Annotated in this window: 16 protein-coding genes and 1 tRNA gene; 13 read left to right on the top strand and 4 right to left on the bottom strand. The window is 68.4% G+C overall.

Features of this window, described 5'->3' with window-relative positions; genetic code table 11:
* Positions 1-4: 4 nt before the first annotated feature.
* Together IM660_RS00660 and IM660_RS00665 are read right to left on the bottom strand one after the other, a co-directional pair.
* Positions 5-487 carry an FHA domain-containing protein FhaB/FipA gene (locus IM660_RS00660; RefSeq protein WP_193497539.1) on the bottom strand — a complete coding sequence of 161 codons (483 nt, stop codon included), beginning with the start codon at positions 485-487 and terminating at the stop codon, positions 5-7.
* Positions 484-1,194 (bottom strand): FHA domain-containing protein, encoded by a 711-nt coding sequence (locus IM660_RS00665; RefSeq protein ID WP_193497540.1) that lies wholly within the window; start codon positions 1,192-1,194, stop codon positions 484-486. The genes IM660_RS00660 and IM660_RS00665 overlap by 4 nt, the downstream gene beginning before the upstream one ends.
* Positions 1,195-1,528: 334 nt before the next feature.
* Between IM660_RS00665 and IM660_RS00670 the strand changes: the two genes are divergently transcribed.
* Positions 1,529-1,612, top strand: a tRNA-Leu gene (locus IM660_RS00670).
* Positions 1,613-1,662: 50 nt separating this feature from the next.
* Here IM660_RS00670 and IM660_RS00675 read toward each other — a convergent pair.
* Both IM660_RS00675 and IM660_RS00680 read right to left on the bottom strand, forming a co-directional pair.
* Positions 1,663-2,304 (bottom strand): SagB/ThcOx family dehydrogenase, encoded by a 642-nt coding sequence (locus IM660_RS00675; RefSeq protein WP_193497541.1) that lies wholly within the window; start codon positions 2,302-2,304, stop codon positions 1,663-1,665.
* Positions 2,305-2,354: 50 nt separating this feature from the next.
* Positions 2,355-4,787 (bottom strand): hypothetical protein, encoded by a 2,433-nt coding sequence (locus IM660_RS00680; RefSeq protein ID WP_193497542.1) that lies wholly within the window; start codon positions 4,785-4,787, stop codon positions 2,355-2,357.
* Between the two features lie 162 nt (positions 4,788-4,949).
* Between IM660_RS00680 and IM660_RS00685 the strand changes: the two genes are divergently transcribed.
* The 12 genes from IM660_RS00685 to IM660_RS00740 all read left to right on the top strand — a co-directional run bounded on the left by IM660_RS00685 (position 4,950) and on the right by IM660_RS00740 (position 19,066).
* Positions 4,950-5,573: a TlpA family protein disulfide reductase gene (locus tag IM660_RS00685; protein ID WP_193497543.1), complete on the top strand. Its 624-nt coding sequence runs from the start codon at positions 4,950-4,952 to the stop codon at positions 5,571-5,573.
* The gene (locus IM660_RS00690) at positions 5,570-6,427 is read left to right on the top strand and encodes a cytochrome c biogenesis CcdA family protein (RefSeq protein WP_193497544.1); all 858 of its coding nucleotides are present in this window, start codon (positions 5,570-5,572) and stop codon (positions 6,425-6,427) included. The genes IM660_RS00685 and IM660_RS00690 overlap by 4 nt, the downstream gene beginning before the upstream one ends.
* A 277-nt stretch (positions 6,428-6,704) precedes the next feature.
* A complete protein-coding gene (phnD, locus tag IM660_RS00695) occupies positions 6,705-7,778 on the top strand; it encodes a phosphate/phosphite/phosphonate ABC transporter substrate-binding protein (protein ID WP_193497545.1) in 1,074 nt (357 codons plus the stop codon).
* Positions 7,779-7,828: 50 nt separating this feature from the next.
* The gene (gene phnC, locus IM660_RS00700; protein ID WP_193497546.1) at positions 7,829-8,668 is read left to right on the top strand and encodes a phosphonate ABC transporter ATP-binding protein; all 840 of its coding nucleotides are present in this window, start codon (positions 7,829-7,831) and stop codon (positions 8,666-8,668) included.
* 47 nt (positions 8,669-8,715) lie between these two features.
* Entirely contained in the window at positions 8,716-9,513 is a 798-nt protein-coding gene (phnE, locus tag IM660_RS00705; RefSeq protein WP_246465069.1) for a phosphonate ABC transporter, permease protein PhnE, read from the top strand.
* Positions 9,510-10,436 carry a phosphonate ABC transporter, permease protein PhnE gene (gene phnE / locus IM660_RS00710; protein WP_193497548.1) on the top strand — a complete coding sequence of 309 codons (927 nt, stop codon included), beginning with the start codon at positions 9,510-9,512 and terminating at the stop codon, positions 10,434-10,436. The genes phnE (IM660_RS00705) and phnE (IM660_RS00710) overlap by 4 nt, the downstream gene beginning before the upstream one ends.
* On the top strand, positions 10,408-11,271 hold the full coding sequence (locus IM660_RS00715) for a MurR/RpiR family transcriptional regulator (RefSeq protein WP_193497549.1): 864 nt from the start codon (positions 10,408-10,410) through the stop codon (positions 11,269-11,271). Before phnE (IM660_RS00710) ends, IM660_RS00715 begins: the two co-directional genes overlap by 29 nt.
* A gap of 322 nt (positions 11,272-11,593) precedes the next feature.
* Positions 11,594-12,610 carry an ABC transporter permease gene (locus IM660_RS00720; protein WP_193497550.1) on the top strand — a complete coding sequence of 339 codons (1,017 nt, stop codon included), beginning with the start codon at positions 11,594-11,596 and terminating at the stop codon, positions 12,608-12,610.
* Positions 12,603-13,508, top strand: coding sequence for a carbohydrate ABC transporter permease (locus tag IM660_RS00725; RefSeq protein ID WP_246465070.1), 906 nt, complete (start codon positions 12,603-12,605; stop codon positions 13,506-13,508). Before IM660_RS00720 ends, IM660_RS00725 begins: the two co-directional genes overlap by 8 nt.
* 25 nt (positions 13,509-13,533) lie before the next feature.
* Positions 13,534-15,159, top strand: coding sequence for a substrate-binding domain-containing protein (locus IM660_RS00730; RefSeq protein ID WP_193497551.1), 1,626 nt, complete (start codon positions 13,534-13,536; stop codon positions 15,157-15,159).
* Between the two features lie 124 nt (positions 15,160-15,283).
* Positions 15,284-17,905 carry a right-handed parallel beta-helix repeat-containing protein gene (locus IM660_RS00735; RefSeq protein ID WP_193497552.1) on the top strand — a complete coding sequence of 874 codons (2,622 nt, stop codon included), beginning with the start codon at positions 15,284-15,286 and terminating at the stop codon, positions 17,903-17,905.
* Between the two features lie 123 nt (positions 17,906-18,028).
* A complete protein-coding gene (locus IM660_RS00740; protein WP_193497553.1) occupies positions 18,029-19,066 on the top strand; it encodes a LacI family DNA-binding transcriptional regulator in 1,038 nt (345 codons plus the stop codon).
* Positions 19,067-19,084: the final 18 nt, after the last annotated feature.

A 19,084-nucleotide genomic window follows, 5' to 3' on the forward strand; every position in this document is an offset into this window, starting at 1 on the left:
GGGCCTACCGTTGCAGCTCGATGATCGTCTGCCCGATCCGGATCGGAGTGCCGGTTTCCACCGGGACTGCCTCGTGCACGCGCGTGGATCCCAGATAGGTACCGTTCCGCGAGCCCAGGTCCTCGACCCACCAACGGCCCTGATCGGGGAAGATCCGGGCGTGCCGTGCCGAGCAGTAGTCGTCCTCGAGGACGAGCGTGGACCCGGGGGCCCGTCCGATGAGGACGGCGGAGCCTCCGAGCTGCAGGGTGGTGCCACTGAGTGGGCCGGCCGTCACGCGCAGCCGGGTGGGGTTCTGGCTACCGCGGGCAGCTGCGGGGCGCTGCTGTGCCGATGGCCGGGGTTTGCTGCCGGTCAGTACGGAGCCTCGTGCCAGGACCCGGGTACCGAAGACGTCGCGGCGCAGCACGGCGATGGCGGACAGGACGAGCAGCCAGATCAGCGCCAAGTAGCCCAGCCGCAGGAGGGTGACGATCAGTTCGCTCACGCCGGGGCACCGGAATCCTCGGTGCCGGACCAGAACATGATCCGGGTGCGCCCGATGGTCAGGGTGTTGCCGTCCACGAGGGTGGCGGCCTCGACGTGGTGGCCCTCGACGTAGGTGCCGTTCGTGGAGCCGAGGTCGGTGGCCACGACGCCGTCCGGCGCGATCCGGATCTCCAGGTGACGACGGGAGACGCCGGTGTCGTCGACGATGATGTCCGCCTCCGAGCCGCGGCCGATCACGGTGACCGGTCCGGTGAGCAGGTAGCGCTGGCCGTCGATGTCCAGGATCGGGTGTCGCCGGCTCGGGCTGTCGGTGGTGGCGGGTGCGACAGCGCCGCGCTTGGAGGAGGAACGCACGCGGAAGCGCCCGGGCTCAAGGTCCTCGGCCTGGTCGAACTGGACGTCCACGGGGCCGACGAAGACGTAGTGCTGGCTGGTGGCGTGATCGGTGGCCGCGGAGATCATCTCCTCGGCCATGGCATCCTCGCCCCAGTCCAGGACCTGGTCATAGTCCTTACGGGCGAGCTCCACAGTGAACGTGTTCGGCACCACGGTGCGGCCACGGGAGAGGGCAGCGGTGCGCTCATCCATGTCCCGCCGGATGGCGCTGGCGATCTCCACAGGCTTGAGGTCGGAACGAAATGCCTTCGCGAAGGCATTGTTCACCACCCGTTCGACACCCTTCTCGAACCGGTCGAGGACTCCCACCGCGCACCTCCTGAGGACCTCATCGCTACGGACCCGCCGCTGTGGCCCACGGGCCTGTGCAGGTCCCACGAGCCGCGGCGGGCATCGTTCTCCCTTGGAATCGTATGCTCTCGCGCGCGTCGGCGGGGAACGGCGTGCCGGGGAAGGGGCTCATGATGCGGGTGGCCGGGTTGCAGATCACGGCAGGCGGCGGCCCGGTCGGGCTGGGCAGCCGGGAACGTGGGCCGGTGTGTGCTTGCTGACAGCGACGCGTGGAATTGGCTGGCGCACGTGGCGATCGTGTAACCTAATCTTCGGTGTTCGCGTCGCCTCGGCGGCGTGGGTCCACCAACTTGCGCGAGTGGCGGAATAGGCAGACGCGCACGGTTCAGGTCCGTGTGCCCGAAAGGGCGTGGGGGTTCAACTCCCCCCTCGCGCACAGATGCCCCAGGTCTACGGCCTGGGGCATTGTGTTTTCACGATCACACCTCAGGATGGATCCGTGGGTCGGAACACCGGGGATTCGGCCCGTCCTGCGGGACGTCCGATCGGCATGAGGCCGAGGAGGGTCTCGCCCTGGCTACACAGCGCGGATGCCAAGCGTGCTGCCGCGGTGCCATCGAGTCCCCCGACGAATACGGTGCCGAGTCCGGTTGCAGCCGCCCATAGGTACACGTTCTGGGTGATGAGGCCGGCTTCGAGCCAGGCGAAACGCTCACCTTGGCCTGGTGGGAGCTCCTCAAGATGCTCGTCGGCACGCTCGATATCGGAACTGAGCATCAGGATGAGCGGGCAGGTCGTGAGCCAGGGTGCGTCGATCGTCGCCTCGGCGAGGCCGGCGCGGTGGTCGCCGCTGTGGACGAGGGTCAGGTGATGGTCGCGGGCCGAGTACCGGTACGCCCCAGGCGGCAGACCATCGACATCACCCGAGATCACCGTTGTCGTGACGAGATAGCGGCCGCGAGCCGAGGCGTGGGCGCGCCCGTCGCGCATGCTGGCCGCAGTCCACAACACGCTGCCGACGGTGTCCAGATCGACCGGCTCGGCGTCGTACTCCTTCACCGACCGGCGATCCGCCCGGATCTCGGCGAGGCACGGTGGAGCGCTGTGCGGCAGTGCGAGAGGTGTCATCAGTGTCCGATCCTCCCATTCGCGCACTGGCGGAGGCTCGCTTCGGCGAGTCATCCCCGGTGCCGGGCGTGCTGTGTTGGCCCGGCGCGCCGCGTCCCGTGCTGCAGCCGCTCCTGCCACGACATGCTCATCAGGCCGAGCAGGACCAGCAGCGCGGCCACCGCCGTGAGGCGCCACGACTCCTGCGGGCCGAGCATGGCCCCGGTTTCGGCCAGCTCGGGCGCGGGCGGCGTGGGTTGTTCGGGCGCGGGTTCAGCGGACGTGCGGTCTTCCACCGGCTCCTCCGGCGTCCCCGGCTCCGCAGGCGCACTCACCGCCGTGGTCTCGTTCGGCAGCCCGCACACGCCTTCACCGACGACCTCCCGCCGGTCACCACGCTCCCGCACCAGGCGTTCCACCCAGAACACGTTCCCCGGGGATTCCACGCTCACCGGTTCGGACTCCACCTGCCCACCGCCCTCGATCTGGACGGTCGAGCCGGCCACCGGTTCCGCCTCGCACACGGCAGCGACCTCCGGGCGCTCGGCGACGACATGGCCGTCGCTATCGAGATCCAAGGGCGCGAGGTCACCGGCCGCATAGGCAGCGAACTCCACCGACCACTCCCACCCGTCGTCGGCGCCGATCACACCGTCCGGGTCGCTCACCTGCGCGACATCGCCGAACGGCTCACCCGGTGCCGCGATCTCCTGCGCCTGGGTGGTGACCGTCGGTACCCGCGCCACCTGCAGCATCTCGGCCTCGTCGTAGGGGGAGGTCTGCCACGGGTCCACCCGGGCGTCGCCGTCAAAACTGGTCACGATCACGTAGTGCCCCACCCTCGACGGCGCAGCCTCACCCTCGAACAGCACGCTCACCTCACCGTTCACGGCAGATGTGCTCACCTCGCCCGCGACCTGCGCATTCGCCAGGTCCACCGGGTGGGTCTCCTCATCCGGGCGCTGCTCGAACGGTCCGTACAGGCGGTGCGTCACCATTGGCTCATCACCGGCCCAGGAGCCCTCGAGTCCGCCGAAATCCGGGTGATCCTCCGGGAATCCGGTGAGTACCACCGTGTCGCGCACACTGTCGCCCGGCAGGATCAGCTGGTCGGCCGGGTCCACCTGCGAGGACGCCCCGGCCGGATGCGGCACCGTCGCCGTCTCCGGTCGCTCGAAGAACGGTGTGGTCACGTCCTCGCTCAGGTACTGCCGGACCTCGGGGCTCTGCGACTCGCGCCGCATCGTCCACACCCAGGTATAGAAGCCCGGCTCGGACGCCGTGAAAGCCTCCGACGGGTACGTGCCCGGACCGGTCACCGTGAGCGACGTTGTCCCGGCCACCGGCTGATCAGCCGGAACGGCAGACTGCTCGGACTGCGGCCGGTCGTAGGGGCCGTACAACGTTCCCTCGAAGGTCACCGGCACGCCTTCACCCGCTCCCTGCTCTTCTCCCTGCCCCTCGGCCTGCCCACCGATCTCCCCGACGGCGGCCCATCCCTCTCCCGTCACGGTCACCTCGTCCACCAGCTCATCGCCCAGGTCGACCCGTTCCTGCGCGACGACCGTGGAGATCCCGGGCTGGAAGCCCACGATCGCCGTCGCTGAAACACTGGCCTCCACACTCTGCCGACGGCCTGCGGGGAACAGCCGCTGGGAGGAGGCATCGCCGTCGAGAGGGTCCATCCGGTGCAAGGCGTCGGGGAGCCCGGCCACGGTCAGCCGCACCGTCACCTCGCCGTTGCCCGTGACCGCGAGATCCTGGCTTCCGGGCCGAGCCTGCGACGTTCCTTCGAGAGTCGTGGATCCGTCCTCCCACGTGGCGGGCCCGCTCAAGCTCGCCTGCCAGGCGTACCCGGGCAGCCAGTCTCCGGCCGCGTCACGGACTCCGATCCCGTTCACCTCGCCGGCGTCCGTATCCAGGGAGAGGTCGCCGGCGCGGTACGGACCGGCGTTCTCCCGCGCCTCGGCGATCATCGCGTCGGCCCGCGCACTCGCGCCCGCCGCGATGCGGTCGGCCTCGAACCCCTGCCAGTCGAGCTCGGCCCCGGCCAACCGGATCGTCGCGAGATCGGCCGCCACCGCCTCCCGCAGGTCGCTGGTGTCGGCGAAGACCGCCATCACATACCCGAGCTCGTGGATCACCTCCCCGCTCACCTGTGGCGCCAGACGTCCGTCGTAGCGTTGCGGCCTCAGCGAGGAGACCGGATAGGGGTCGCTGTACACGGAGGCGGTCTCTCCGTCGGCGTCGGGATGGCCGGGACCGAACTTGGCACCGTCGAGTGCGCAGACGGCCCGGTCGCCGTCGGCGGCGATGAAGTTGCCGAAGTAGGAGCCGCCCGGCGTCCACCCGCCGGCGTCGCGCTGCCACCCGCTGGTCTCGGCCACTGCCGCCGGACCGGCACTCAGAAAGGTCGCGATGATGCAGATGGCGAACGTCAGGATCGCGAGCGCGCGTCGCGGGACGGGCGACACAGCATGGGAAGGGCGAGGTGAAGTGGTCATGTCCGGGATCTTCATCCGGCCCGGTCTGACCGCGCTGAGCACCTGGGTGGGGGCTGTGGACGGCGGTTCCGGAGCGCAACACCTGTGGATGGCGCGCCGTTGTCCGTGGTTCGTAATCCCCTACGCCTGTGGCGAGCACGGGTGCGCGGCAATGATGGGAGCATGCGAACCCGATGGATGGCCACCGCGGCCCTGGCCGGACTGCTGCTCGCGAGCTGCGCCGGGACCGACGAGAGCATGTCCGCCGATGACCAGGACGGCATGACGTCGGACGAGATGATGACCGAACCGGAGGAGACGTCCTCCGACATGACCGGCGAGGAGACGCCGTCGGGGGAGACGGAGCAGACGCCGTCGGAAGACATGGCTGACGAAGCCGAACCGATGGACGTGCCGGAGACGTTGGCATTCACCGCCACCACCCTCGACGGCGAGCCCTTCGAGGGGGCCACGCTGGCGGGAACGCCCACCGTGCTGTGGTTCTGGGCGCCATGGTGCCCCACCTGCCGTGCGCAGATCCCGAACATGACCAGCCTCGGCGAACAGTACGCGGGGGAGGTGAACGTCGTCGGCGTCGGCGGGCTCGATACCGCCGAGGCGATTGCCGACCTTGCCGGGGACATCCCGAACCTCCAGCACCTCGTCGACGATGACGGCGAGGTGTGGTCCCACTTCGGCATCACCTACCAGAGCACGTACGTGGTGCTCGATTCCCATGGTGAGATCGTCGACGAGGGCACCCTCTCCGACGAGGAGCTGAACGCTGCCGTTGCTGAACTGACATGATCGACGCCTCGGCCGCCGCCCTCGCCCTCGGCGCGGGCCTGGTCGCGGCCGTCAATCCGTGCGGTTTCGCCCTGCTCCCGGCCTATCTCAGCCTGTTCGTCATCAAGGACGCCCCACCCACCCGGCGCGGCGCGATCCTCCGGGCGCTGCGCGCGAGCCTGGCCCTGACGATCGGCTTCTCGGCCGTTTTCGTGACGTTTGGTCTCGTGGTCGCTCCGGTTGCGGCCGGCGTCCAGGCCTACCTGCCGGTGTTCACGGCTGGGCTCGGTCTTGCGTTGCTGGGCGTCGGAGTCTGGGTGGCGCTGGGGCGAACCCTTCCCAGCATCCGCCTGCCGCGGCGGAAGGGACCGGTGAAGCCTGTCACCGCCACCTGGGGCTCGATGATCGGATTCGGAGCCTCGTACGCGGTGGCCTCGATCGGCTGCACCATCGCCCCCTTCCTGGCCGTCGTCGTCACGGCATTCCGTGCCGATTCCGCCGTGAGCGGGATCGTTCTGTTCACCCTCTACGCGCTCGGGATGGGGCTCACGGTTGCGGTGGCCGCGACGGCGACCGCCCTCGCCCGGCGAGGCATCATCGGTGCGATGCGCCGCACCGGTGGAGGGTTGCCGCGAATCGCCGGCGGTGTGCTCGCCCTGGCAGGGGCGTACGTGGCCTGGTACGGCATCTGGGAACTGCGGGTCCTGCACGCCGGCGCAGGGCCGGACCCGATCGTGGAGGCCGCTGCGGTGCTGCAGCGGTGGCTCGCGGAAGCGGCCGGGGCTCTCGGGGTGGCCGGGCTGGGGGTGGCGCTCGCGGTGCTGCTCGTGCTCGCGCTGATCCGCCGACGGCGCAACGCACCCGCGCGGGACTGAGCGACCTGGCGTTCGAATCCACTTCCGGCGTTCGAATCCACCTGTGGGTAGCCGGAACTGGATTCCAATGACGGTAGTGGATTCGAACGGGAGTCCGGCTCAGTGTGAACGCAGCGCCTCCTGACCCACTTCGGATCTCGTTCATGGACGTTCGCCTTCGCGTCGATGACTGTTCACCTTCTGGTGGGCAATCCGTCCACGATGTCTCACTAGCGTGGCCGTGACGTCCAGACGGGCGCTCTCCCCACCCCGCACGCCCACCGAAAGGCATCGGCCCATGCGTTCGAATCCGCGCCAGAACCTGCGCAAGACCACGCTCGTGACCGCGCTCGCCGCGACGACGGCCCTCGCCCTCGCCAGCTGCAGTTCCGAGGCCTCCGGCTCAGAAGGCACCGACTCCGACGGCGGCAGCGACTCCGCCGACTCCGCCGGTTCCACCCAGACCGAGTGGCCGGAGGAGATCACCATCTCCCTCGTCCCCTCCGTCGAGGGTGAAGACCTGGCCGAGGCGCTCGACCCGCTCACCACCTACCTCTCCGACGGCCTCGGCATCACGGTCGAGGGCGTGGTCGCGACCGACTACGCGGCCACCGTCGAGGCGCTCGGAGCCGACCAGGCGCAGGTGCTCATCACCGACGCCGGCTCCCTCTACAACGCGATGGAGCAGTACGACGCCGAGCTGATCCTGCGTGACGTGCGTTTCGGGGCCACCTCCTACGCCTCGATCGCCATGACCAATGACCCCGGCACCTACTGCGCCGACGAGGTGGTCACCGCGACCTACGGCGCGACGGGAGACGAGCTCTCCTACTGCAACGGCACCGAGGCCGGTCCGGACGCCGCCGGGCAGGGGCCCGCCGGGCAGGAGGCGCTCGCGAGCATCGCCGAGGGCACCCCGGTCGCACTGCAGGCGGCCACCTCCCCTGCCGGCTACCAGTACCCCGTCGTCGCTATGCGTGAGCAGGGCATCGACACCGATGCCGGCATCCAGCAGATCCCGGTCGAGGGCAACAACAACGCCGTTCTCGCGGTGGCGAACGGCGACGCCGAGGTCGGGTTCGCCTACTGGGACGCCCGCTCCACGGTGACCGAGGAGGTGCCGACGGTCGGTGAGGACGTCGTGGTGTTCGCCTACACCGAGATGATCCCCAACGGTGGCGTCGCCGTCGCCCCGAGCCTGCCGGAGGACCTGGTGGCCGAGCTCACCACCCTCATGGACGACTACGCCGACTCCTCCGACGAGGCCGCCACGGTCATGTTCGACCTGGTCGGACTTTCGGACTGGAGCGCCGACACCGCCGAGGACGAGATCACCCGCTACGGCGAGATCCTCGCCGAATTCAGTCAGTGAGCCCAGGTCAGTCAGTGAGCCCAGGTCAGTCAATGAGCCCAGGTCAGTCAATGAGTGCAGCTCAGCCGGTGACGACACACTCCACGACCGGGGGCGCGGCGGCCGAGACCGCCGCGCCCTGGGCCCTCTCGCTCACCGACGTCTCGGTCACCTACCCGAACGGGACGCAGGCGCTGAAGAACGTCACGGTGCACATCGAGCCTGGTGAGATCGTCTCGATCGTGGGCCTGTCGGGCTCGGGGAAGTCGACGCTCATCCGCACGATCAACGGTCTGGTTCCGGTCACCTCGGGCACGGTCACCGCTGGTGGTCACGACGTTACGCGCGCCCGGGGGCGGGCCCTGCGGGAGCTGCGCGGCCACGTCGGCATGATCTTCCAGGGCTTCAACCTGGCCGACCGGGTCAGCGTGCTCGACAACGTGCTTGTGGGCCGGTTCGCGCACACCCCCACCATTCGCACCGTGCTGGGCCTGAACCGCGCCGCCGACCGCGAGCTGGCGCTGCGCGCACTGGACTCGGTGGGCATGCTCGAGAAGGTCTGGACCCGCGCGGGTGCTCTCTCCGGTGGTCAGAAGCAGCGCGTCGCGATCGCACGTGCGCTCTCGCAGGAGCCGTCGGTGATGCTGGCCGATGAACCCGTGGCGAGCCTCGACCCGCCGACCGCGCACGCCGTCATGAACGATCTGGCCCGCACCAGCAGCGAACGCGGCCTGACGGTGCTGATCAACATTCACCTGATGGACCTGGCACGTCAGTACACCCAGCGCATGATCGGCCTGCGCGACGGGGAACTGGTCTACGACGGCTCGGCGGCCGAGGCCACCGACGCCGACTTCGAGCAGATCTACGGTCGCCCGATCCAGGGCCGGGACCGCCTGGGGAGCGTGTGATGCCCCCGACGGCGTCCCCTCCCCGTGCGTCCGCCTCACCTGAGGCCGTGTCTGAGTGGGGACTGCCGCCGCGGCCCCGCCGAGCCGGGCGGCGAGCACTGGTTCTGGTTGCCTTGTGCGCCTTCACCGCTCTCACCTGCTGGCCCGCGATCGGCGGTGTGGAGATCGACCTGGCCGGGCTGGTGCGGAACTGGTCCAACGGGGCCGACAAGATCGCTCAGCTGCTGCGACCCGATCTGTCGTTCCTGCCGCGCACGGTCGCCCCGATGTTGGAGACCCTGGCGATGGCTGTGGCGGGTGCGGCGTTCGCGGCGATCGTCTCCATTCCGCTGACCCTCGCTGCCGCCCGGCCCAGCAACCCGAACCCGGTCACGCGCCAGCTGGTGCGATTCTGTATCAACGTCAACCGGGCCGTCCCGGACCTCGTCTTCGCCACGGTGCTGGTCGCGATGGTGGGCGTCGGGACCCTGCCCGGCTTCCTCACCCTCTTTCTGTTCGACCTCGGCGTGGTGGTCAAGCTGGTCTCCGAGGCCGTCGACTCCGCCGACCATCCCTACCTGGAGGCGGGTACCGCCGCGGGCGGCACGCAGGCGCAGATCAACCGCGCGACGGTGCTGCCGCAGTCCTGGCCGTTGTTCGCGAACCAGTGGCTGTACTCCCTGGAGCTGAACGTCCGTATCTCGGCGATCCTCGGGATCGTCGGCGCCGGCGGGATCGGCCGGCTGCTGGATGAACGCCGTGGGTTCTTCGCCTACGACGACGTCTCGGTGATCATCCTGGAGATCCTCGTGGTGGTCGTGGTCATCGAAGTCATCTCGAACGCGCTGCGCAGGAGACTGCGATGAGCCGGCGCGAGGTGGCGCAGTGCCACGACGAGGTGGCGCCCGGCTCAGCCGAGCCGGTCCCCAGCCCCGGTGCCGTGGAGCAGACCACGGTGACGTCCACACCGGCAAGCACCCCGGCCCTCCCACCCAAGCCCTCTCGCGTGACGGCCACCCTCACTGCCGTGGTGACGGGCGCCGTCGTGCTGGCTGCGACAGCCGGGCTGAACATCAGCTGGACCGAACTCGGCGACGTCCCCGGCCGGGTGGTGGAATACCTGCGCCTGATGTTCGCCGACCCGAACTGGGAGAAGCTGCCCCGGGCGCTGTTCGAGACCTGGCGGTCGATCTCGATGGCGTGGCTTGGGGCGATCGGATGCGTGGTCGTCTCCATCCCGCTGGGGATGCTGGCCGCGAGCGGGATGGGCCCGGCGTGGCTGCGCGTGGGATTGCGTGCGATCTTCGCCGTCATCCGGGCCGTGCCTGAGGTGATCATCGCCCTGGTGCTGCTGACCGTCACCGGCCTGACGCCGTTCACTGGCGCCCTGGCGCTCGGTATCGCCGGTATCGGGACCCAGTCCAAGTGGGTGTACGAGGCGGTCGAGTCGGCCCCGACCGGAGCTACCGAGGCCGTGCGTGCCGCCGGGGGATCTACTGCCGAGATCGCACGCTGGGCGATCTGGCCGGCGGTCGCGCCCGTGCTGATGTCCTTCGCCCTGTACCGGTGCGAGATCAACATCCGCACCTCGGCTGTTCTCGGACTGGTCGGTGCCGGAGGGATCGGTTCGATGCTGTCGAACTACACCAACTACCGCGAGTGGGACACGGTGGGCATGTTGCTCATCGTGGTCGTGGTGATCACCATGGTCTTCGACCTGATCTCCGGGTCGATTCGCCGGCGCATCATGGAGGGAGCGCGTGTCCGTGACGTGGACGGGACCGGCTGAGGCTCCGGTGTCGGCGCGGATCGCCGCGCTGGCACCCTCGCTGCAGCCGAGCGAACGGCGCGTGGTCGATGCGATCGCCGCCGACCTCGCCGCCGCGGTGGAGTGCACCGCACAGGAGATCGCCGACCGGGTCGGTGTGGGCCGGGCGTCGGTGATCCGCACTGCGCAGAGCCTCGGGTACGACGGCTACCCGCAGCTGCGGGTGGCGCTGGCACGCGAGGTCGCCCTGGCTCCGGCCACCGCGACCGCCGACGACTCGCCCATCGGCAGCCTGCGCGCCGCGGTCGACCGGTTCGCGCGCGCACTGCCCCACCTGACGGCGGCCCTCACCCCCGCGGACGTGGAACGGTTCGTGGCGGCGCTGGACCAGGCTCCCCGGGTGGTGCTCGTGGCCGCCGGTCTCTCCGCACCGCTGGGGCTGAGCATGGCGATGCGGCTCAGCGCCGCGGGCCGGCCGGCCGAGTACCTGCCGGACACGCTCTCCCAGCTGATCGCGGCGCGCAGCCTGGAGCCGGGCTCGGTGTGCCTGGTGATCTCCGGCTCGGGAGCGAACCAGCCGAGCCTCGATGCGGCCGCGGCCGCACACGAGGCCGGGGCGCGGGTGCTGGTGCTGACGTCCTTCGCGCGGGCGCCGATCGTCGAGCACGCCGACACGGCGCTGGTGATTCCCGCCGTCAGCGACTCCTTCTCCGATGAGCTGGTGCACACCTCCCGTGCCGCTCTCGCACTCGTGATCGAGGCACTGGTGGACCAGGTGGTGACCCGGCGCGGGAGCCGGGGGCGGGAAGCGCGTGATGCGGCGCTGCGGCTGATCGGCGGGCGGCTGCGGGAGTAGGGGCGGACCATCCCTGACCGTGTCGGGTGGCGTTCGTTCGGTCCCTTCGGTGGCATTGTCCGGTGGCGGCCTGGTCGTGGGCTTCCGGGGCGCCCGTGCAGATCACCAGTGGTGAGGCGGCGCACGTGCTGTGAACGGTCCGTCGCGGCGTCGACCTGGCTCAATCCGCGCCTGGGGTTGACCGGAGGTACTCGCTGCCGTATGTTCCTATCTCGGAACGCGTTTTCCCAGGAGGGGCACGGCTCCGCCTCCCGGTATAGGCGCCGCTCTTTCGGGCCAGATTGCATACTGCAACGCCGCAGAAACCAAGGACTAGGGATAGATGGCTCTTCCAACCACGACGCGATCGGGCAAACGCAATCCCGACACAGCGCCAACGGGGCGTCAGGGAGCCGGCGGCGCTCCGCCCCGCCGGCTGACGCGCCGGGAACGCATCGCGGTCGCAGTCCGGCGTGACTGGATGCTGTGGCTGTTCGCGCTTCCGGGCATGACGCTCATCCTGCTCTTCCAGTACCTGCCACTGGCGAACAACGTGATCGCGTTCCAGGACTACCTGCCGTTCCTGGGTATCTCCGGGTCGCCGTGGGTGGCCTTCGACAACTTCTCCGTGATCACCTCGGGTGACCCGGCGTTCCTGAATGCGTTGGTCAACACACTGCTGATCACCCTGGTGCAGACGGCATTCGTATTCCCCGCTCCGATCGCGCTGGCGCTGCTGCTCAATTCGTTGGTATCGGAACGGATCAAGCGCTCCGTCCAGTCGATCCTCTACCTCCCGCACTTCCTCTCCTGGGTGATCGTCGTCTCGGTGTTCCAGCAGGTGCTCGGTGGTTCCGGGATGATCAACAACTTCCTCCGCTCGCGCGGGTTCGAGGCCCTCGACATCATCGGCAACCCGGATGCATTCCTGGCCCTCATCACCTCTCAGGTGATCTGGAAGGACACGGGCTGGGCGACCATTCTGTTCCTCGCCGTGCTGGCAACCATTCCCTCCGAGCTGTACGAGGCGTCGTCGCTCGACGGCGCCGGACGAATGCGGCAGATGTGGCATGTCACGCTCCCGGGCCTGCGGGCGATCATCATCCTGCTGCTCATCCTGCGCCTGGGGGACGCCCTCACTGTCGGGTTCGAGCAGATCATCTTGCTGCAGCCCGCCGTGGGCCGGGACGTCTCGGAAGTGCTGGACACCTACGTCTACAACCACGGTGTCCTCGGTGGGAACTGGGGTGTTTCGGCCGCCGTCGGGCTGGTCAAGGGAGTCGTCGGGGTTGTGCTCGTGCTCGGCGCCAACAAGCTCGCCCACATCTTCGGCGAGGAAGGGGTGTACCGCCGTGGCTAGAACCGCCATGCGACCGCGCCTGATCGACGGTCAGTACCGGCCGCACCCAGGAATCCGCGCTCTCAAGGGCATCGTCCTGACCATCACCTGCGCACTCGTGATCGCGCCGTTCGTGGCGATCGTTGCCACGTCACTGGCCGATCAGCAGCAGATCGCCCGTGCCGGGGGCATGGTCCTGTGGCCGGAGACGGCATCGCTGAGTGCGTACACCGCGATTCTGTCCGGCGGCGTCATCACCCGGGCCGCTGTCGTCTCGGTCGGTGTCACCGTGGTCGGGACGTCACTGTCATTGTTCGTGAGCACCTTGCTCGCCTACGCGCTCTCGCGGCCTTACATGGCAGGCCGCGGTGTCATGCTCTGGTTGCTGCTGGCGACCTTGCTTTTCACGCCGGGGATGATCCCGACGTATCTCACGGTCAAGCAGCTGGGTCTGATCGACTCGTGGTGGGCGCTGATCCTGCCGATGGCGGTCTCGGCGTTCAACGTGATCGTGATCCGTGCATTCTTCCAGAACGTGCCGGGTGAGCTGATCGACTCCGCCCGGATCGACGGCGCGAACGAATGGATGGTCTTCAGCAGGATCTGCATCCCGCTGTCCAAGGCCGTGCTGGCAGTGGTCGGACTGTTCTACGCCGTCGGCTACTGGAACAACTTCTTCAATGCGTTGCTCTACCTCAATGACTCCTCGATGTGGCCGTTGCAGCTCGTCCTGCGCACCTACGTGATCAACGGCTCGGCGCTTTCCAGCGACGAACTCGGCTCCCCGACGGAGATGCCACCGGGTGACGCCATCCAGATGGCGATCCTCGTGATCTCGATCGTCCCCATCCTCTGTGTCTACCCATTCCTGCAGAAGCACTTCGCCAAAGGCGTGCTCACCGGCGCGGTCAAAGGCTGATCGCCCCACCCATTGGAGGATCCATATGAACCTGTCCCGTCGAAACCTGCTCCGCTTCGGTGCGCTCACCGGTGCTGCCGTGGCTGCCCCCTCGCTCGCCGGCTGCCGTACCCAGGGAACCGCCGGCCCCGCCGACCCGGGCGCCGCAGCCGCCGATGTGCTGCCGACCTTCCAGCAGTACACGGGCGTCACCGCGGACGTCCCGGGCGAGCCCGGTCGCTACAGCGACCTGTTCTACCGCTATCCGGAGCCAGTGAAGGCGATCACGGAGGTGCCCGGCGACGGCGGTGACGTCACCTGCCTCACAGTTGCCTCGGTGGCACCGCCACCGCTGGAGTCCAACCCGTTCTGGCAGGCCTTCAACGAACGGCTGGGCATCAACTACGTTCCCACCCTGACGCCGTCGCCGGACTATCCGTCCAAGTTCGCCACCATGACCGCCGGAGATGAACTGCCCGACCTGTTCACGATCGTCGTCGATCAGACGGCAGCGCTCGATCAGCTGCTCGCCGCGAAGGCGGCCGACCTCACCGACCACCTCGCCGGTGACGCGATCCTCGACTACCCGTTCCTGGCGAACCTCCCCACGATCTCCTGGCAGGAGACGATCTTCGGCGGCCGCATCCGGGCGATCCCGATCGTCCGTGGCTACATGACCTCGCTGATGATGTACGCCCGCAAGGACCTCCTGGCAGAGAAGGGCATCACCGAGGAGCCGGGTTCGTTCGAGGAGTGGTATGCCGCCCTGGAGGAGATGAACGCGCCGTCGGCCAACACCTGGGCGCTGGCTTCGATCCCGACCGACTTCGTGCGCCAGATGCTGCGTCTGCCGAACAACTGGTACCTCGACGGCGACCGGATCGTGAGCGCCTATGCCGCCGAGGGCCAGGAGGAGGCGCTGGAATCGATGCGCCGCATCGTCGAGGCCGGGATGGTCAATCCCGACGCCGCCACCGCCAGCGACAGCGATCAGCGCGCGTGGTTCCAGAACGGCTCGGCCTCCTACGGATGGTGGACGATGAGCTCCTATCCGGCGCTCGCAGTCGACCCGACGGGTGAGCAGGACGGCTACATCGGCGACGGCGTGCCCGTGCCCGGGTACGAGTCCGGTACCGGCACCCCCTTCCTGGGCGAGCCGAACGTCACCCTCACCGGTATCAACGCTGCCTCCACCGAGCGGATCGAGACGCTCCTGGCGGTCGCGAACTACCTCGCTGCGCCGTACGGCACTGAGGAGTACCTCTTCCGCAAGTACGGGCTCGAGGGTGAGCACTTCACGATGGCCAACGGCGAGATCACGCAGGATCAGGACCGCGGGGGCGAGCGCGGTATCGGCCACAACTACATCTGCGACAGCCCCTGGGTCATTGCGGCCACGCCTGAGACGCGGGAGCCGATGCAGCGCTGGCAGGACTTCGAGAAGGTCTTCACCGAGGAGTTCGCGGTCGATCCCACCGCCGGTCTGTACTCCTCGACGGCGTCCCGGAGCCTTGCCTCGCTCAACCAGACCATGAAGGCGCTAGAGCTCGACATCGTGCTCGGCCGGCAGCCTGTCTCCGCCTGGGCCGACGGCGTGGAGAAGTTCCGCGCCGATGGCGGTGCCCAGATCGAGGATGAGCTCAGCCAGTCCTATGCCGAGGCCAACGCCTGAACTGCCGTCCCATCCGCGGGCGCCGGGTGAGGAATCCGGTGGCGATGGCCGCACACGAGGACGCCGCTACTCGGCTCCGTTCCAGTTCTCAAGCGAATCAGGTGACATCAATGAGGAGACACCCATGCCCATCGACTCACATCTACTGACCACTCTTACCCGCCGACACCTCCTGACCGGCATGGCCGCCGTCGGACTCGGTGCCGGAATTGCCAGCGCGCCGGTGAGCGCAACCGCATCCCCGCCGCGGCAGCCCGAGTTCGGGCACGATATCTTCGTCGACCCTGTTCGCGGCGACGACAGTTGCAGCGGTACTCAGCCGCAGCGCCGTGGCCGCAGTCACAACGGCCCGGTCGCCACGCTTGCCGCGGCGATCGGTTGCGTACGAGCCTCCGACTACGCCGGCGCTGATGTTGTGATCTGGCTCCGCGCAGGTCACCACCGCCTCGAGGACACGCTCGAGGTCAACGGTGGGGACGCCGTCGGGAACCTGACCCTGGCCACCTACCCGGGCGAGCGGGCAGTCATCACGGGCTCCCGCGTGCTCTCCGGCTGGCAGGAGACTCAGCACGCGGGGCGGCGGGCCTGGCAGACCCAGGTGCCGGACATCGACGGCGAACCCTGGTATTTCCGCCAGCTCTACGTCGACGATGCGCGGCGGCCGCGTCCACGGTTACCCAAGGCTGTCAATGCTGTGGTCGAGAACCACGAGGCCGTCTCGGATCTGGACATGCAGTTCTACCACTTCGACCCCGCCACCCAGGCGGGCACCGGTGCGCGCACCTTCGTCTACCGCGAGGGTGACATCGATCCGTCCTGGTCGCGGCAGCAGGACATCGACGTCGTCTGCATGCGCGAGTGGTTCGACGAACGCGCACCGCTGCAGTCCGTCGCCGCCGCGACCCGGGAGGCGACAGTAGCGTTCCGGCCCTATCACACCAAGACGTGGCCGGAACGGATCTACTACCTGGAGAACGTCTACGAAGCTCTGACGGAGCCGGGGGAGTGGTACCTCGACCGGGCCACCAGCACCGTGACCTATCTACCCCACGATCACGAGGAGCTGGACGAGGTCGAGATCTCGGCACCTGCGGTGCGTCAACTGCTCCAGATCGCCGGGACGCCGGACGCGCCGGTCATCGGGGTCCGCCTGCACGGTCTCGAGCTGCGCCACACCGACTGGGACTACTGGCGGATGAAGTCCTGGATGAGCGGCCAGTCGGGCTGCCACACGGTGGGTGCGGTGGACGTCATCAACGCCCACGACATCGAGATCACCGGATGCACGGTGAGCACTGTCGGTGAGTTCGGCATCACGGTGGGCGAGAACTGCCAGGACGTGACCGTTTCGGGCAACCGCGTCACCGAGACAGGCTCCGGCGGCATCAAGATCGCCAGCTGGCTCAGCCGACCCGACATCGACGAGCTGGCCACCGGCGGCAACCGCATCAGTGACAACGAGGTCGACCACATCGGCAAGGTCTTCCACCTCGGCGCCGGCATTCTCGCGATGGACGTCTTCGACACCGAGATCTCCCACAACCATGTGCACGACACGTTCTATACGGGGATATCGGTCGGCTGGCGGTGGAGCTTCACGGAGTCCGATATCGGCGGGAATGTCGTGGAGCAGAACCACATTCACGACATCGCCAAGGGCATGCTCTCCGACCTGGCCGGCATCTACACCCTCGGACGCCAGCCTGGCTCGACGGTGCGTAGCAACCTCATCCATGACGTGCGTGCCAAGAGCTACCCCTCCTCCGGGATCTATGCTGACGAGGGCAGCAGCCTGATGAGGTACGAGCACAACCTCGTCTACGGTTGCGGCACCGGCTTCTGCGCGCCGAACCAGAGCGCCGGCAACATCGTCCGCAACAACATCTTCGCCGACTACTACCAGTTCGGTGTGGGCGGGGGGCTGAACGAGACCGCCGGTCTGGCCGACTTCACGATCGACGTCAGCCAGAACATCGTGGCCTCCGCCGGTGTGCCTGTGTTCTTCGGTGGGCGCGGCTTCGATCCGGCCGTGACGAGGGTACGCAGCGAGAACAACCTCATCTGGGACTACTCGACCGATCTGGAGGACACGGGCGTCGCCTCCCCAGGCGGTGACGCGGTCTCGATTGTTGCTGCCGACGGGACGCCGGTACCTGGCGCCGAGATTCGGGTGACGCTCACTGACGCCGAACCGGACGCCTACGCTTTCAGCCCGCTACAAGTACCCGTCACGCTCGCCGCAGACAGCGTCTATCACGTGGTGATGCACGTGAAGTCGCTCGGAAACTACTGGCACAACCCCTCGCCGGTGACGACGACCGACGCCGCGACAGTTCTCGGGGACGTGTACCGCTCCAATGCGGACGGGTCCTACCGCACCGGTGCGACTCCGGGCAGCTTTGGACCGGTTGCTCTGCGTTATCTCAGCGATGGGACCGAGACCGACTTCGTGACTGCGGCGGACCCCAGTGAGGCACGGCTGCGAAACGACTACTCCGGGCAGCTCGGCATGACGATCAGGACCGGCCCGGAGCCGATGACAGTCACAGCGCTGGGTCGGTGGCGGTCAGGCAAGAACTGGTGGGGATTGTGGCAGGACGCTGGACTGGACCAGGCCTCGGTGCTCGATGACCCATTGTTCGAGGACCGAGCCTCCGCTCACTACCGACCCACTGCCGCGTCGCCGGCATGGCAGGCCCCGGTGGCGTTCGAGCCCATCGACGTCTCCCAGGTCGGACCTCGATGACAGCTGGTTCGGACGACGTGCGGGGTGGGCCTGCGGGGCGACGCCCCGCAAGCCCACCCCGCACGTCCCACCCGGGTGCCTCGTTGTCCGCATGCCAGCGACGAGCCGTCGTACTGTGGCCTCATGACAGCGGCACCGCAGCGGGCTCGGCTCAAGGATGTCGCCCGGGAGGCGGGCGTCTCGCCGGCAACCGCCTCGCGCGTGCTGAACGGGAGCGATCGCGCGGTCGCGGAGGAGTTCCGCGCACGGGTGCTCGCTGCCGCGGAGAAGGTCGGGTACTTGCCCAACCTTGCCGCGCAGGCGACGGTACGCGGTCACTATCCCGCGATCGGTCTGGTCGTCGGGGACCTGCGGGACATCTTCTTTGCTCGAGTGGCCCACGGCGTCATCCTGGAGGCGACGCGGCACGATCTCGTGGTCAACATCCAGTCCACGGAGGGCGACCCCGGACGCGAGCAAAGCCTGATTCGCGATCTGCGCCGGCAACGCCCGCAGTATCTCGTGCTCGTCCGCAAACGGGACGAGGACCGTGCTCGTACGCAGCTGTTGTCCGAGCTCCATCAGTTCGAGGTCGAAGGGGGGCGGGCGGTGGTCGTCGGCGAATCGACCGACCTCGTACCCGCAGTGCGTCCCCCCGACTTCGATGGTGGCAAAGCACTGGCCATCGCACTGGTCGGGCTCGGGTACCGCTCGTTCGCCGCGATCTGCTCGACGGACAAGACATCCTGGCGCGAGCGACTCGACGGGTTCCGCACGGGATTGTCCGCCGCCGGGATCGCATTGCCCGACTCGGCCATCGCCACGACCGAGCACTCGCTCCCAGGCGGTGTCGCGGCGATGGCGGAGTTGCTGGCCAGGCGAGGACCGCTCCCGGAACTCATCTTCGCAATCGAGGATGCGATCGCATTGGGGGCGATCGCCGAGCTGCGGCGCAACCGCCTGGACGTGCCGCGGGATGTCGCGGTGTCTGGATACGGCGACCGCGAGCTGGGCGTCGTCGATCCCACCTCCATCACCCTCTCGACCGTGCGCACCCCGTTGGAGGAGATGGGGGCTCTGGGCGTACGCAGCTGCGTGAATCCGCTGGCGCCCGCAGCGCCGTTGATCCCCCAGGTCATCCTGCGTGGAACAACCCCCCGGGTGAGGGCACTGAAGGACTGACACCGGAGCAGGTGCCCG

Source organism: Ruania alkalisoli (assembly GCF_014960965.1).
Classification (GTDB): Bacteria; Actinomycetota; Actinomycetes; order Actinomycetales; family Beutenbergiaceae; genus Ruania; species Ruania alkalisoli.